The sequence below is a fragment of the Tindallia texcoconensis genome (genome assembly GCF_055383815.1).
This window is the reverse complement of the sequence record NZ_AP042431.1, coordinates 2,550,626-2,566,043: the sequence shown is the minus strand read 5'-3', so window position 1 is coordinate 2,566,043 and position 15,418 is coordinate 2,550,626. Positions and strand designations below refer to the sequence as shown.

At 39.8% G+C, this 15,418-nt stretch carries 13 protein-coding genes; 3 read left to right on the top strand and 10 right to left on the bottom strand.

Annotated features, from left to right (window positions below; translation table 11 throughout):
• Positions 1–16 precede the first annotated feature (16 nt).
• From ACZ47N_RS11645 to ACZ47N_RS11610, 8 genes are all read right to left on the bottom strand, one after another.
• Entirely contained in the window at positions 17–1,123 is a 1,107-nt protein-coding gene (locus tag ACZ47N_RS11645) for a 4Fe-4S binding protein (protein WP_464886711.1), read from the bottom strand.
• A 19-nt stretch (positions 1,124–1,142) separates the two neighbouring features.
• Positions 1,143–1,814, bottom strand: coding sequence for a TorD/DmsD family molecular chaperone (locus ACZ47N_RS11640; RefSeq protein ID WP_464886710.1), 672 nt, complete (start codon positions 1,812–1,814; stop codon positions 1,143–1,145).
• Positions 1,815–1,842: 28 nt separating this feature from the next.
• Positions 1,843–2,529, bottom strand: coding sequence for a 4Fe-4S dicluster domain-containing protein (locus tag ACZ47N_RS11635; protein ID WP_464886709.1), 687 nt, complete (start codon positions 2,527–2,529; stop codon positions 1,843–1,845).
• A gap of 25 nt (positions 2,530–2,554) precedes the next feature.
• Complete coding sequence (locus tag ACZ47N_RS11630; RefSeq protein ID WP_464886708.1) at positions 2,555–5,128, bottom strand: molybdopterin-dependent oxidoreductase; 2,574 nt, start codon at positions 5,126–5,128, stop codon at positions 2,555–2,557.
• A gap of 154 nt (positions 5,129–5,282) precedes the next feature.
• Positions 5,283–6,029: an IclR family transcriptional regulator gene (locus tag ACZ47N_RS11625; protein ID WP_464886707.1), complete on the bottom strand. Its 747-nt coding sequence runs from the start codon at positions 6,027–6,029 to the stop codon at positions 5,283–5,285.
• Positions 6,030–6,092: 63 nt separating this feature from the next.
• Complete coding sequence (locus ACZ47N_RS11620) at positions 6,093–7,478, bottom strand: tryptophanase (RefSeq protein WP_464886706.1); 1,386 nt, start codon at positions 7,476–7,478, stop codon at positions 6,093–6,095.
• Between the two features lie 184 nt (positions 7,479–7,662).
• A complete protein-coding gene (locus ACZ47N_RS11615) occupies positions 7,663–7,968 on the bottom strand; it encodes a hypothetical protein (RefSeq protein WP_464886705.1) in 306 nt (101 codons plus the stop codon).
• Positions 7,946–8,758 (bottom strand): phosphotransferase family protein, encoded by an 813-nt coding sequence (locus ACZ47N_RS11610; protein ID WP_464886704.1) that lies wholly within the window; start codon positions 8,756–8,758, stop codon positions 7,946–7,948. The genes ACZ47N_RS11615 and ACZ47N_RS11610 overlap by 23 nt, the downstream gene beginning before the upstream one ends.
• Before the next feature lie 197 nt (positions 8,759–8,955).
• Here ACZ47N_RS11610 and ACZ47N_RS11605 point away from each other — a divergent pair, with 197 nt between their 5' ends.
• Positions 8,956–9,456 carry a QueT transporter family protein gene (locus ACZ47N_RS11605; RefSeq protein WP_464886703.1) on the top strand — a complete coding sequence of 167 codons (501 nt, stop codon included), beginning with the start codon at positions 8,956–8,958 and terminating at the stop codon, positions 9,454–9,456.
• Between the two features lie 47 nt (positions 9,457–9,503).
• Here ACZ47N_RS11605 and ACZ47N_RS11600 read toward each other — a convergent pair whose 3' ends face one another.
• The gene (locus ACZ47N_RS11600) at positions 9,504–10,346 is read right to left on the bottom strand and encodes a methyl-accepting chemotaxis protein (protein WP_464886702.1); all 843 of its coding nucleotides are present in this window, start codon (positions 10,344–10,346) and stop codon (positions 9,504–9,506) included.
• A 234-nt stretch (positions 10,347–10,580) separates the two neighbouring features.
• Here ACZ47N_RS11600 and ACZ47N_RS11595 point away from each other — a divergent pair, with 234 nt between their 5' ends.
• Together ACZ47N_RS11595 and htpG are read left to right on the top strand one after the other, a co-directional pair.
• On the top strand, positions 10,581–10,886 hold the full coding sequence (locus ACZ47N_RS11595; protein ID WP_464886701.1) for an MTH1187 family thiamine-binding protein: 306 nt from the start codon (positions 10,581–10,583) through the stop codon (positions 10,884–10,886).
• A 61-nt stretch (positions 10,887–10,947) separates the two neighbouring features.
• Positions 10,948–12,825 (top strand): molecular chaperone HtpG, encoded by a 1,878-nt coding sequence (gene htpG / locus ACZ47N_RS11590; RefSeq protein ID WP_464886700.1) that lies wholly within the window; start codon positions 10,948–10,950, stop codon positions 12,823–12,825.
• Between the two features lie 32 nt (positions 12,826–12,857).
• On the opposite strand, the gene ACZ47N_RS11585 is transcribed toward htpG, so the two are convergent.
• Positions 12,858–15,338 carry an outer membrane protein assembly factor BamB family protein gene (locus ACZ47N_RS11585; protein WP_464886699.1) on the bottom strand — a complete coding sequence of 827 codons (2,481 nt, stop codon included), beginning with the start codon at positions 15,336–15,338 and terminating at the stop codon, positions 12,858–12,860.
• Positions 15,339–15,418: the final 80 nt, after the last annotated feature.

Sequence of the window (15,418 nt, the reverse complement as noted above, 5' to 3'; positions counted from 1 at the left end):
CCTTTCTAAGGATTTCTTAAGGTTTTTTTCCAAAAATTCGTTGTTTTATGTTGGACTGTTTTAGGCAAGAGTCACATCGTTTCTCTTGTTCATCAATTTGCAGAAAGGTTCGGCGACACTGTTTGCAACTTCTATAATGCCATTCTTTTCTGTCAACCGATTGATCTAAGGTATGAAAATTAATCTTTTTTTCTAGAATAGCCTCCACACGACATACTTCCTGACATCTACCGCAGAAACAACATTTTTTTGTATCATGACTCAGTCTTGCGGCTTTTTCATCTGTTTCTAATGTCCATGCAGACCATGGACAAGCTTTGATGCAGGCACCACACCCTGTACAGTCTTTTGTAACGTCAAGGGAAGCTATCACACCAGCATAAGATGGTAATGCTTTCTTCTTTTCGGCCCAATGATATTTCAACCCACTAATTAATCTTTCTCTCAAGGGAAACCAGCGAGTGTTTTTCTTTTTTATTAGTTCCTGACTGGCATCTAAAACGGCTTCCTTTGATTTGATTTTTGCATCCCTTAACATATCCCTTCGGGATAGGGAATGCATTTCTTGCCTGGGGACCCTTTGGTTTTCTATTAGGATTTCTGCCTTTATCTCCAAATCAAAATGCTTGCAAAAATGGATGGCTCGGCTTAATGCAAGTTCAAAATCCGCCAGGTTAGGCCTTACAAGAACACAATCACTACAATGCAACGCATTAAAGTATACTGTTTTATCCCAATGCTCCAACAATAGAATCAACAACAAAGCTTCAGGCATCTTATGAAAACAGAAAAAAACCGCATCACCAGTATTTTTATGAAGACTACAGGTGATCACTGGCTCATTATTCTCTTTAAGTCCTTTAAAGCTCTTTTCTAATATCTTCGAAGGATATATAATAGCATGAGCAGGGCACAGATAAATACAGGTGCCACATTGTCGACACCTGTCTCCATCAATAAATACCTTCTCCCCTACTATTTCAATGGCTTTATACTGGCATCCACCTTGGCAAGCTAAGCAATCTTTGCTTAGCTTGCACTGTCTTAAACATTTGTTTGGTATCCATTCCGGCTCCTGAACTTCAGTTGCTAGTCGAACTAATAATCCTGTTATCCAATTCATTCAACCCACCACTTATCATTTAGTTCAATGCAGCTAACTCCTTTAATTCCAGCATCATCTGATGACTATCTTCTGTTGCTTCCTTGCGAACAAATAATTCTGTTGCCAACCCTAGATGCTTGTAAAAATGTGTCTTTGCTTGCCGATTTACATTCTGTGTAAAGGGTCTTACCCAGTTTCCAATATGCCGCTTCAGAAATTCCTGCTGCAACTTACCAAACTCCTCTGCGGCTTCATAGTTTGCGGCTTCACAAGACTCCACAACACGTGAAATTAAATAGTAAACGAACTCCAGCTCAATACAGATATGATCATCTGGCTCATTCATTCCATCTGTTTTTTTCAATCCAGCTGCTTCATAAAACTTCATTGCTTCCCTAGTGGAATCCCCCATAATCTGATGTTTGTTTTCAAGATAAAGGGAACCATAGGGTGGTGCCAACAATGCTTTAGGCCCTACAAACAAAGCAAGGTAATCCCCTCGAATTTCCTCACTGGGTTTTGTTGTTTCAATTTCTGTGATCATTTTCTCGACATGAGCTGCTGCTTCTGGATGATGCTCCAGTAACAATGTACGTAGCTGCATCAATGATGATTCATTGATCCTCTTATCCTCCGGCATTCGATAGCAGGATGCCAAAAGATGATATATAGCCGCACGAACTTTTTCCTGTTCTAGAAAATTCTCCATTCTTTTAAGTCATCCTTCCACTCGTAAATTATTCTTTCATATCAAAACGCTTGATATAATATACATTTGGCTGTGTCCCCTCTTCTGGAAGAAGTACGGTGGATTCATTTTCTGCCAACACCTTGCTGATTTCACTGTCTGGATCTTCTAAATCTCCAAAAATTCGGGCATTTGCTGGACAGGCTTTTACACAATATGGTTCTTCCTCATTCGCCACACGATGATCGCAAAAAGTACATTTTTCTACTTTATTACTTCTTCGGATGCCCGCATAGGTCAGCGCTCGATCTGGATTGTAATAAGGAATTACTTCCCCTCCAATTCTGTCGTTCAACTCCTTGGCTTCGCCGCTTTGCCAACGTTCAAAAGGTTCCACACCAGACTCATTATAGTAAATCACTCCATAGGGACATGCATGCTCACAAGCTCGACATCCAATACACTGTTCCTCATCATGCATGGTGATCCCGTCGTCTCGTTTATACATAGATTTTGGATCTGTTGGACACACTTCCACACAAGGAGCAATATCGCAGTGATTGCATAGTGTTGAGATATAGTCATAGGTGATATTCGGGAATTCACCTCTTGTTTCTGTTATATAATGAGACCAGAAGATTCCATCTGGAACATTATTCTCATTTTTGCATGCAATAGAACAAGCAGCACAACCAGCACATTTTTGTTGATCAATGATCATTCCATATTTTGCCATTTATATACACCTCCACATAAGCTATTTATACTCTTTCAATCCTAACTCTAAAACTTCCGTAAAACGCCGTCGAACCACTTAAACGCTCGTAGTCCGCCGCCATAAAGTCATTATTGTTTGCTCCTCTCGCTATTTTATCTTCATAATCTTCCGCTGCTACATGACCCATGGCCCAATGACCCTGCCCAAAGGTTTTTGAAGCCGTTCCAGGTCTAAGGGCATTCCATGTCTTAAGGGTTGTCACTACTTCTGCTGTTGGTGAGATAACACGAACCTGATCTCCATCTTCAAGGCCTAACGCTTGTGCATCCTTAGGATTTATCTTAATGCAATCTCCCCATTTTACATCTCCAGCATCTACGTCTTTAAACTCTTGGAACCAGGAACAGTTCGAAGATCTTCCTTCTCTAGCCATATGAGACTTACAGTCTACAAAAGAAAAGGGATACTCTTCCTTACTTCCATGCATAAAAGGTTCCGTATAGTGAGGAATATATGCTAACTCTCCTTTGGTGTATGTGTATTTACAAGCTTCTAACACATCGTCCACGGACATATTGTGTTTTTCAGCATGCTGCTCTAATGCTTCTTTTAACGTCTCGCTATAAAACTCAAACTTACCCGTTGTTGTGGGCATATTGCTCCACAATTTTTTGAACTCATATTCATCTGAGTTCCAAATGCCCTTTTCCATAAAGGCTTCCCAGCTATTAAACGCGTCTCCATGGTTTCCAGACTCCGCATAGGCAGCCGAATCCCACACTGGTTGTGTTCGAATTTTAAAGGCATATTTTTCCAACTCAAGGCCATTTGTAGGTTCACGACCTGTTTCTGGATCTTTAAAGGTCTTTAGATAGTCCAAGAGATTCGTAAACCCACGATCTGCTAGTTTTTCAGCCAGCATCCATGGAATCTCAGCCTCAGGATTTTTAACATCGTAAACAGGATCAATGCTTCGATCTCCAATCCATAAATGTGTGTATCCATTGCCTTTTTGTGCTGCTGAACTCATTTGCTCGAACATATGATGGGTGGAAGGAAGCAAAAGATCTGCAAAGTGACTCATTTCTGAATAATGGGTTACGCAATGAGCAAAAAACTCCATCTTTGACATAGCTTCATGCCACCGACTTGTTTCAGGACAAGAGTAATTAAAATTACAAAAATAACCTATCCCTACCTTTGGCAGATATGGGTCTTCCGTTAAAATTGCGTCTGCCACTCGGTTGGTCACAACACCTCCACCTGACTTCCCTTCTTTAAGTGCAGGAAATTCTACATAGCCACGCTGATCAATTTTTTGCATTTTACTATTTGTTTGTGCCATTTCATCCATAAAATCATCTGCCGCAGGGAAGGATCCAAGTTTTGGACTTCTACCCGTAATGGTACCGCCTAGATTCTCAGCAGCACCCACCAACCCATTCAATGCATGAACTGCCATTGAATTATAAGCGCCACGTACTTGCATGTTAGATCCTCCGCCCATGAACACCATGACATGAGGTGCTTCCTTGGCAAAATCCACTGCCACTTTACGAATTTTTTCTGCTTCCACTCCGCAGATGGACTCAGCCCATTCTGGTGTTCGATCTTTCAACTCCAAATTCCACCATTTAACAATTCCATTGGTATGAATTTCGTCAAAATTGTCATTTTCAACGGTTTCCCCGGATTTAAAATAATCTTGTCCATTATTGAAATCTCCAACAAATTCCCTTGACCACAATCCTTCTGTTAGAATTACATGAGCCATAGCCGTAGCTAAAGCCCCATCCTGCCCTGGCTTTACTGGTAGCCATGTCTCAGATTTTGCTGCTGTATTAGAATACTTAGGATCGACGGTGGCAATTCGAACGCCCTTTTTTAACATTCCTCCAAAAGCATTTAAGTAATGGGAAACTTGCCGATTGGAACAGAGCGGATCTACACCCCAGCAAATCATGTATTTAGTATTAGCTACATCGTAGTCCCTGTAATTCCAATATCCTTGGGTATAATAAGGTCCAAATTTTTCAGCTTCCGCACAAATTGAACTATGGGAAATGTTGTTGGGAGATCCAATAATTTTAGGCATTGTTCCATAAAGCAACCCATTTATATTGGTATACCTCCCTCTAAATAGAACAAATTTATGGGTTTCATTGTGGTCTCTCAAATCTATCACTCGATCCGCCAACATTTCCATTGCTTCGTCCCAAGAAACAGGAACAAATTGAGGGTCTTCCTTTAATCCTTTATTGGGATTGGTTCTTTTCATAGGCTGTTTGATGCGATCTGGATCATATACCTGCTGAATAGCAAGGTGTGCTCGTGGGCAATCATTTCCACCATGAACCCTTGAAGCAGCGTTTGCCCTTACTTTAATGGCTCGTCCATCTACCACAAATACTTCTTTGGCACACCAGGAAGTACATCCCAAACAACCACTAGGTTTCCATTCTCCTGCCGTTAAAGGTTGAACTTCGCTTGGCCTTTCAACCGTCGTACCTTTTTCTTCAAGACTTTCCATTCGTTTGCTTCGTCCCGCTTGCCAAAAGCCTGCTGCAACCCCTGCTGCAACTGCCCCTTGTACAAATCTTCTTCTTGACAGATTCATTCTCCATCCTCCTCTTACTCTTCTGTTTTTTCGTTAAGGAATTCACATTTAAATGTATTGAACAACTACTTTATCTATTACGCAATTATATCATATTTAAACATTAAATCGATAAACGCTAATGTATTAAGTGACTTTTGTCCCTAAGTATTTTTTAGAATTTCGATGCAATTTCACTTGCTGTTTCCACCACTTTTCCTACAAACCTTTCTTCGTTCTTGATTCTAAAGGTTGGAACCGAAATGCTGATTGCCGCCATACAATGATTCATTTCGTCAAAAATAGGGGCCCCAAAGCAAGTGAGTCCTTCTTCTACTTCTTCACGATCCACGGCATAACCCTGTTCTTTTATTTCCTGAAGTGCTTCTACTAAAAGAGATCTATTGATTATGGTTTTTGCCGTATATGCCTTTAAGCTTTCCTTGCTGTTCATCAGCTGATCAAAACACCCATTGCTATTATGAGCCAACAGGCATTTTCCTACAGAAGTTGCGTGAACCTGTCTTTTATCGCCGATATTAGGTACGGCAGAAAACTGTCTTTCTGGATTGGCTTTCAGAACAGTCACTGCATAAATTCCCTGAGCAATGGAAATATTAACACTTTCATTTATTTCTTGTGCTAACAACTGTATGACACTTTGTCCTCTATTTTCAAGCTGACTAACTATTTCTGTTTTACTCCCGATTAAATATGGTTTTATGGTCAGATAATACTTTTTGGTTGTATTTTCTTGATAAACATATCCGGCTTCTTCCAGCGTTATCATAATTCGATGGGTTGTGCTGGTAGGATACTTCATCTCATCACTTATTTCCGTAATGCCCCAAGCCGGTTTCAACGTAAAAAGTTCCAAAATAGCCAGAGCTTTTCCAACGGATTGAATACTTCCTTTATTCATGCATCTACTCCTCCTTCGAAAAAAGCCAGAGAAAAATCCTCTGGCTTTTTAACATAAACTTCTCTATTCAATTGGTTTTAACTTCGCAGTAAAATGCCTTAGAATAGGCGGTTCCCAAGTTATTTCATATCCTTTTAAACGGTCTGATTTTTCTCTGATGGCTTTAAGTGCCTCTACTATAATATCCAAGTGAGATTGGGTATATACCCTTCTTGGTACGGCAAGACGTGTAAACTCAAAAGAGGATTCAATCTGCTCGCCAGTATCTGGATTATTTCCCATCATATAAGAACCAATATCGCAAGAACGTATACCTGCTTCTTTATAGAGCTCCAATGCCAGAGTTTGTGCTGGAAACTGGTGATATGGTATATGGGGCAATAGCTTTTTGGCATCAATAAACAACGCATGTCCACCAGCAGGAGATTGATATGCAATGCCTGCTTCATCTAGTTTCCCTGCCAAGTATTCGATTTGACCCACACGATACTGCAAGTAATCAAAATCCGTTCCCTCTTGAAGTCCAATTGCCATCGCTTCCAGATCTCGACCAGCCAGTCCTCCATAAGAAATAAATCCTTCCAATGGAATCGTTCTGGCCTTAATGGTTTCATATAAGGCTTCACTATCTCTCACGCCAATAAGGCCACCCATATTAATAATAGCATCTTTTTTAGCACTCATGGTAAATACTTCCCCATAACTAAACATTTCTCTGGCTATTTCCTTGATGGATTTGTCCCCATAGCCTTCTTCTCTTTGTTTAATAAAGTATGCATTTTCTGCATAACGTGCCGCATCTATACAAACTGGGATATTGTATTGATTGGCTATGGCACTAGTTTCGCGAATATTAGCCATAGAAACCGGCTGTCCCCCAGCGCTATTATTCGTTACTGTTATAATAATTAACCCAACTTTTTCTGGACCATGTTCTTCAATCAAAGAAATGAGTCGATTGTTATCCATATTTCCTTTAAAAGGATGATAAGATTCGGTTTCCTGTGCCTCTTTAATCACACAATCTACAGCTCGGGCACCAGCCATTTCAACATGAGCTCTTGTGGTATCAAAATGCATGTTGGAAATCGCCACTTTCCCTTTCTGTAGGTACATTGGCATCACCACTTTTTCCGCTGCTCTACCTTGATGAACCGGTTGAAAAAATTGATGGCCAAAAATATCTTTTGCCGATTTTATCAGATGCCTAAAACTTCTGGATCCAGAGTATGCTTCATCACCTACCATAACGCCACTCCACTGCTGATCACTCATCGCACCCGTTCCACTATCTGTCAAAAGATCAATATAGACATCATCCGAGTTTAGTGCAAAAACATTGTACGCTGCTTCTTTGATTTTTTCAATCCGTTCTTCTCTCGTTAACATTTTAATCGGCTCTACCATCTTAATTTTAAAAGGCTCTGCATAATACTTGGTCACATTCATCTCTCCCATCCAATTTCATTGTTGTTAGATAATCAAAGAAAATAAATATCCCGCATTTCGGGATATCGTCCCGTATTTCGGTTTGATTGATGTCGGAATCTATTCATTCAATTCCGACACCTTTAGTTTATACGAAAACCTCTGCCTTTACAAGGAGAAATATTGACTGCTTAGATGGGATTATCTACTGATATTCTTCACAATGCCATACTCCCCCAGGAATGCTTTTGTGATAACAGTGTTTTTTTTCACTGCATGTTGCACAAAGGCCTAAACGCTCAACGGATTGTAATTCTTTTTGATAATCTCCTTGTTTCGATTGGCTATTGGCTTGTTGATATTCATCACAGGCGTATAAATTGTTCTCTTGATGGGATAACACACAGTCTTTTACCAAAACACAAGTAGCACACATACCTGCCTCTCCAGAACTATTCTCTTTGTTTCTATGCTTATCTCTACTTTCTTCATTTTGTTTTCTGCTTAACATGATCATACCGTTTTTTAAAGACGGATTTAAATTCATTGGAATTTAAAAAATATCTGGTGTACACATCCGATAAGTCAGTTTCACTATTCCCAGCACTACTCTGCTCAAAATCTAAAACCCCTGTGATCCTAGCGTCACCGTCTTTAGTTGCTACTAGAATATTTCTTCCATCATAGTCTTGATGCGTCAAACGGGACTCTTTTATTTCTTTGACTCTAAATGCATTTTGCTTTACCATATGAACCGCCTTTTCCAGCAGTACCCTATCCGGCAATACCTGATGTACTATCTGTTGAAAAACAATGGTATTTCGTCGACAAAACTCTGTATAATAATCCCCAATTTCCAGCAAACACTCCCCCTTCTCATTCCAATAGCCGAAAGAATCGTATTGTTCAACGGTATGCATAGCAGATAATATGCTGCCCATTTGAAAAAATATCTTTTCTTTCTGCAAACTCGTTAGCTGATCCCAGCAATTATCTAGCATCCTTCCTTGAAGCACACTAAGCATCATCCATTCCACACCCTTCTCCGTCATTCCATAAGCTTCAATTTTAGGGCATGGCACATCGGAATATTCCAACTTTTCTAAAGCCGTCATTTCTCTTGCTCTTCTATTTTTCTTACAATACTGTTTGTAAATAAATGCTTTCCTCCAAGGAGATTCTACACGATATACTAAATGTCTCCCCAAATGATGGTTGCCGATAGGATGCATGCTAAAATTGGTTGTTCCGAGAATTTTCGCTAAATTTCTCAAAGCTTGTGTTTCTGTGCATTCATTCACGGGCATTCCTCCCATCTCTTTTATAAAACTTACCCAATATTCTTACTATTTCACTTGATTTTCCGAATGCTTCCTACTTTAAAATTCTACCTACCATTTGCAAACTACATTTATCAATGATATAATATGATCGCTGAAAAGCATAAAGTCGGTTCGAAACCATCCCGACTCTAAACAAAACTACGGAGGTCATACAAATGAATAGTAAAACAAGATTTATGGTTCAGGCAGCTTTAATTGCTGCGATTTATGTGGTTATAACCATTGCTTTTGCACCCATCAGTTATGGACCAGTGCAGGTGAGGATCTCTGAAATGCTTACAGTACTTCCTTTCCTTACGCCAGCGGCTATTCCTGGTCTCTTTATCGGAGCCTTGATGGCAAATGCTTATGGTGGCCTAGGCATCATTGATGTTGTGGTTGGTAGTTCTGCAACCCTTATTGCTGCATTGCTCACCTTCTACATGAAACGAAAAATTTTAGCCCCGTTGCCCCCAGTACTGGTGAATGCAGTGATCATAGGTGCAATGCTGACCTATCTCTTCCAGCTGCCTTTGGTCCCTACCATGATCTATGTAGGAATGGGTCAACTGGTAGCATGCTATGGCTTAGGCTATCCGTTTTTAATAGCCATGGAAAAATACGGGAGTCGGATTTTTCACAGCCAAACAACCCCACAAGAAAAAGCTCTGTCCTAGGACAGAGCTTTTCTACTTTCTACTTTCTACTTTCTGCTTTCCAATAATTAGCCTCCTATGGTTTCGTCAAAAACCTGTCCTAAGGACTGTAGTTGCCCTTTCAACTCTTCCATTGTTGCAGAAACCTCTTCCGCAAAAGCACTTTGTTCTTTGCTGATAGTACCCGTTTGCTGAGTTTCTTTACTAACAGATTCAATCGTTTTAGCCATGTCTTTAATAATTTTATCCACATCTGCTGCAGCTTGTTGCGTATTATTAGACAACTTTTGAATCTCCTGCGCCACTACAGCAAACCCTTTGCCTTCTTGTCCTGCTCGTGATGCTTCAATAGAAGCATTCAATCCTAGCATTTTGGTTTTATTCGAAATACCTCCAATAATTTTCATGATTTCATCCGTCTTTTTCACAGCCTCTGCTGCATTCTGTGATAACCACATCAATTTTTCGCCAATCTGTGCTAAGTTTTCTGCACTGGTACTTATTTCCTTTACTCCATCGCTTACTTCATTAAAAGCTTTTTCAAATTTACTTGATATTTCTCGGTAACTGACATGATGCTTTACGTTAAGACAAATTCCCACAGCACCAATCACACGCCCTGATTCATTGCAAACTGGCATAGCCATAGCATGATAAGGGGTACCAAATACTTCCTCTGGAACAAACACAGATACTTTTTCTCCTTTGAACATGGCCTGCTCAGCGGAGCTTCCTTTTTTTACCGAGTCACCAGCTTTTATTCCCAAACGAAAGGTTTCTGCCTCTTGAAAGATCCTATATTCTTCAAGGTCACAAGCAAATACAGCTACGTCCTGAGGATACAATTCTCTTAAAAATGTAGAAACCTTTTGATAGGCATCCAACGCGTCTTTCCCTACAATTTTCTTCATTCCAACGCCCCCTTATGTTCAATATTTTCTACTGTAATCCACTCTTTTGCTTTGTATTCTATCAAATATTTCTGCCTATTCATAGCATTGCTTTTATCCCATATCCCTTTCATTTCTATGGATTCCTTTCCACTAAATTTATTTCTTGAAATCCTACCTAACAGATAACTTCTTTATCTCTATCCCTAGTCATGATACACTGTCTGTATCATCAAATTTAAGGAGGGGTTTAGCATGGCCATTGTCGAAGCAACCATAACACCATTAGGAACTGCAACTACCAGTGTCAGCCAATACGTCGCTGCCTGTCACGAAGTCCTAAAAGATTATCCAGAAATCAAATACCAGCTAACGCCTATGGGAACAATTTTTCAAGGAGACCTACCAGTTCTACTAGAAATCATAAAAAAAATGCACGAAGTTCCATTTGCCAAAGGAGCTCTGCGGGTATCCACTTCAATTAAGATTGATGACCGAAGGGATCAGATCGCTACCATGGATAAAAAAGTAGAATCTGTCCAAGAAAAATTGACAAGCTGATCATATTCTGGTATATAAATATTTGGAACCAAAACACTATCAAAACTAGGAGGCGAAGCCATTGCATAAGAAAGAGTTTCAAGCAGAAACAAAACGATTATTAGATATTGTTATCAACTCCATTTACACAAATAAGGACATATTTTTACGAGAACTGATCTCCAATGCTAGCGATGCCATCGACAAAGTATATTACAAGGCACTCACAGACGAAACTATCACCTTTAATCAAGAAGATTTTTACATCAAACTCTTCAGCGATAAGGAAAAGCGCCAGTTGATTATCAAAGATACTGGTATTGGGATGAGTCAACAAGAGCTAGAAGATAATATTGGCGTCATTGCTAAAAGTGGTTCTCTAGCCTTTAAACAAGAAAACGATTTGAAAGATGGCTATGATATTATCGGGCAATTTGGCGTTGGCTTTTATGCAGCCTTTATGGTTGCTGAGGAGATTACTGTTATCAGTAAATCCTTTGGCAGCGATGAAGCTTACCGATGGGTTTCTAAAGGAACTGATGGTTATCGCATTGAATCCTGCGAAAAAGATTCCTACGGAACCGATGTCATCCTAACCCTTAAACCAAATACAGAGGATGAAGAGTATGATCAGTATTTAGAAGAACATACACTCCGATCTCTTATCAAAAAATATTCGGATTTCATTCGATACCCTATCAAAATGGATGTGACTCGTTCACAGAAAAAAGAAGATACAGAAGATGAATATGAAGATGTAACAGAAGAGGAAACACTAAACAGCATGGTGCCTATCTGGAAAAAAAACAAAAATGAGTTGTCCGACGAAGATTACGAACAATTCTATTTTGAAAAACGATTTGGCTTTGACAAGCCTCTTCGACATATGCATATCAACACAGAAGGAACTGTTTCCTACAGAGCAGTGCTTTTCATCCCAGAGAAAGCTCCCTTTGATTTTTATACTCGGGAATATGAAAAAGGCCTGGAACTTTATTCCAGTGGTGTTTTAATTATGGAAAAATGTTCCGAACTGCTACCAGATTATTTCAGCTTTGTGAAAGGTGTTGTGGATTCAGAAGATCTTTCCCTTAATATTTCCCGTGAAATGCTGCAACATGACCGACAACTAAAAGTCATTGCTAAGAGTTTAAAAGGCAAGATCAAAAAGGAACTCCTAGAACTGATGGAAAAAAATCGAGAATCCTATGAAAAATTCTACGAGTCCTTTGGACGCCAACTAAAATATGGAGTTTACAGTGATTTTGGTACCCATAAAGATGATTTGCAAGACCTACTAATGTTCCATTCATCCAAAGAAAACAAGCTAGTTTCCCTAGCAGACTATGTTTCTAGGATGCCAGAAGAACAGAAAGAAATCTATTATGCAGCTGGTGATAGCATCTCTCGTATAGAAAAAATGCCTCAGACAGAACAGGTTCAAGATAAAGGCTTTGAAATACTTTATTTCACCGATGATGTGGATGAATTTGCCATCAAAATGCTGGCTGAGTACCAAGAAAAACCCTTCAAATCTGTAGCCAGCGGCGATCTAGACCTAGAAGATGAGAAGGATGAAGCATCAGAAGAAGCAGAAAAAGAAAACAAAAGTCTTTTTGATGATATGAAAGAAATGCTTTCAGAACAAATTAAAGGTGTTAAGGCTTCCAAACGCTTAAAGCAACACCCAGTATGCTTGGTCAACGAAGGGGATATTTCTATTGAGATGGAGAAAGTTCTCAACACCATGCCAAGCGATCAAGAAGTAAAAGCAGATAAAATACTGGAAGTTAACACGCATCACGAAGTCTTCCAGTCCTTAAAATCTGCCTATCAAGAAGACAAAGAAAAATTCCAACTCTTTACAGAGCTACTTTATCAGCAGGCTCGTATGATAGAAGGACTATCCGTAGAAGATCCAGTAGACCTCTCTAATAAAATCTGTAAAATAATGAAATAATGAAAAGGGCGCCTATGGATAGGTGCCCTTTTTTAATACGAGGTTTTTAATAAAAATGTGCTGTTAATTCCAAAACCATCCTGCCCTCCGGCCATACCTGTAATCAGCAACCTCTGATCAGGGGTTAGGATGATGTCGCTTCCCCTTACTTCGCCTCCAGCCTCCAGTCTGTTCGCAACGAGTATTTCCCCTTGTCTATTGACAACGCTTACCAGAGAAAAATCATGGTTTGTACTGTCTGAGTTCGCATTAACCAAGATAGCTATGTTCCCATTTCCTACCTCTGTAATTCCAATACCAGCTCCATGGCTTTCTGGAAAACTGTATGATTTTTCTAGCAATATACTTCCTTCTAAATCTGTAATCAATAAAAAGGCAGATCGATAAAGGGCCGAACCAACATAGGTCATTCCAGTAAAGGCCATAGTACCATCTTCCAATAAGGTGGAAGCGAAGATTTTTTGATCTCCTTCTTCTCCATATTCACGTTGCCACAGGAGATTTCCATTACTATCCAGCATTGTTAAGGAGGCTCGCCAATCATCGCTTTCCTTTTCAACTAGGGACCCAGCCACCAGTATTTTTTCATCCTCCAATACCTCCATGCTACTAGCACTTCTAGATTCTGTTGGTTCTCCAAGAGGCTTTTCCCAAATTTTATTTCCCTGAGAATCTACTCTTAACAGTGCATCATGTGATCCACTGTTTAGAAGCATTAGAATATCTCCTTCCGTATGCTGCCATAGATCAACCCCTGTACTGTTCTCCTTCATTTCATATTCCCTGTGCCAAATTTTTTCCCCAGTAGCACTAATTTTTGTTAGAAACGCATTCCGCCCTAAATAATTCCCTTCTGTTCCAGTAAGTAGAAAGTCTCCTTCTTGAGTCCATATCATGCCTTCATTAAAACACTCTTTTCCTGGGGAAGAATAGCGATTCTCCCACATCAAGTTCCCCTCATAATCTGTCATTATCATATACTGGGCTGGTCTGGTAATATTATCGGAATTACTGACACCAGAAATGGCAAATCCCTTATCAGGAACTCGACGGATAGCGACACCTCTATCTACCCCATCCCCTCCAAAATAACGAACCCATTCTGGTTTGGTAGTGCTCAGCGGTACTCCTGCAAAATGCGGATACTGAATAGCTGTTTCCATGGTCCTAACCCTGCTGACTTCTGGGATTCCAGCAGTTATTTGAGATTCACTTATTAGAATACTACTCAACATTACAAATAAAAATATAAAACTAAATACAAAATATGGAATCAATACAGGTTTTTTCTCCCAAAAACCTGAACCTCCTGGTGAATGGGTAAGGCTTTGATCCATGGCTAGATCCTCTTTCCATGGAATTTTCGACGCCGATAATGAATTAAGCAATGTTTCCACTCCAGAAAAAACTTGGTTCCCCATCTGATCTACTAACCAGAAATCTACTTTTTCACCGTTTTTCATGCACAGTCGAAGTCCTTGGCTTTGAACCCCTCCCGCATTTAGCCACTGAGCAGCCATCACAGGCTTCATTGAACCACTAGAACTCAACATGGCTAAAAACATTAGGAACTTAAACCATTTCGGATATCGTTTTTCTGCTGGCTGATAAGATTCAATATCCTTATACAAAAGTTTGTATCCGCCACGATAACTAGAGACCTTTAAGCTTTCTCCATCCACTTCCATGGAAAAGCTAGCATTCCAGGCAGCAATATACATCAAAAGACTTGATATCAAGGCCATTCCCCAGAAAGCTATCACCAGAGGCGCCATAATCATGATAGATTGAACAGATCCCCCCACAATCATAAAAGGCAAGAAAAAGAACATCGTAAACAGAAAAACGCTTAAGAAATCAATAAGTGTATTCTTCCAAGAGGAATATACCAAAGAGTCTCTTTTATGGCGAGGCTTTGGTAATTTAACATACATAAGTAAGCCTATTAGGATAAATATGTAGGCCAAAGGCCTTGCTGGATAAAGGAGACTATCTGGAGGAACTCTGTGAGAGCCACTTAGTCCCCCAATACTAAAATCATCGTAGGCAAAGGTCAACAGCATCAATTGAAAATAGTGGGTTTCACCAGCAGAGTCCACATATTTAAGATAAATTGGTGCTAATGGATTTTCAGCCTGATTCAATACGGTTTTTAGCGGTTCTTTTTCTATGTTTTTTCTCCATTTTTCAGGATACTCCTCACCTTCTGCATCCAACCACTTTTGAAGAAATGAGTCCCACTCTTCCCCTTCAACAACAAGAAAATTATTGCCAGCTATTGCTTTTGCATAATCTTCTAGTGACAAGGTGGATAAGCGTCTTTGCCGCGATGTCACAAAATGTCCAGCGGTTTCTCTTTCTTGCCGGCCAGCAAGATCCTCATCCTGTATCCTCAAAAGCGGAGAAGTAGAAACATACATGTAAAACCAGGCAGCCAGCCCACAACAAAACAGCAAGAATAAACGTCGCCATAATTCCCACTTACCCGTAGCCATCTCCTTGCTATTCTTCATGGCAATCTCCCCTTCTGGCAGATTCGTTATAAGGCCATTTCAACTGCTACTTCAAGTATGTTTGTTTTCTTTTTACCTCA

Excerpts from the sequence above, each read along its gene's own strand:
- ACZ47N_RS11645 (WP_464886711.1), bottom strand. The coding sequence starts at position 1,123 with ATGAATTGGATAACAGGATTATTAGTTCGACTAGCAACTGAAGTTCAG.
- ACZ47N_RS11640 (WP_464886710.1), bottom strand. The coding sequence starts at position 1,814 with ATGGAGAATTTTCTAGAACAGGAAAAAGTTCGTGCGGCTATATATCAT.
- ACZ47N_RS11635 (WP_464886709.1), bottom strand. The coding sequence starts at position 2,529 with ATGGCAAAATATGGAATGATCATTGATCAACAAAAATGTGCTGGTTGT.
- ACZ47N_RS11630 (WP_464886708.1), bottom strand. The coding sequence starts at position 5,128 with ATGAATCTGTCAAGAAGAAGATTTGTACAAGGGGCAGTTGCAGCAGGG.
- ACZ47N_RS11625 (WP_464886707.1), bottom strand. The coding sequence starts at position 6,029 with ATGAATAAAGGAAGTATTCAATCCGTTGGAAAAGCTCTGGCTATTTTG.
- ACZ47N_RS11620 (WP_464886706.1), bottom strand. The coding sequence starts at position 7,478 with ATGAATGTGACCAAGTATTATGCAGAGCCTTTTAAAATTAAGATGGTA.
- ACZ47N_RS11615 (WP_464886705.1), bottom strand. The coding sequence starts at position 7,968 with ATGTTAAGCAGAAAACAAAATGAAGAAAGTAGAGATAAGCATAGAAAC.
- ACZ47N_RS11605 (WP_464886703.1), top strand. The coding sequence starts at position 8,956 with ATGAATAGTAAAACAAGATTTATGGTTCAGGCAGCTTTAATTGCTGCG.
- ACZ47N_RS11600 (WP_464886702.1), bottom strand. The coding sequence starts at position 10,346 with ATGAAGAAAATTGTAGGGAAAGACGCGTTGGATGCCTATCAAAAGGTT.
- ACZ47N_RS11595 (WP_464886701.1), top strand. The coding sequence starts at position 10,581 with ATGGCCATTGTCGAAGCAACCATAACACCATTAGGAACTGCAACTACC.
- ACZ47N_RS11585 (WP_464886699.1), bottom strand. The coding sequence starts at position 15,338 with ATGAAGAATAGCAAGGAGATGGCTACGGGTAAGTGGGAATTATGGCGA.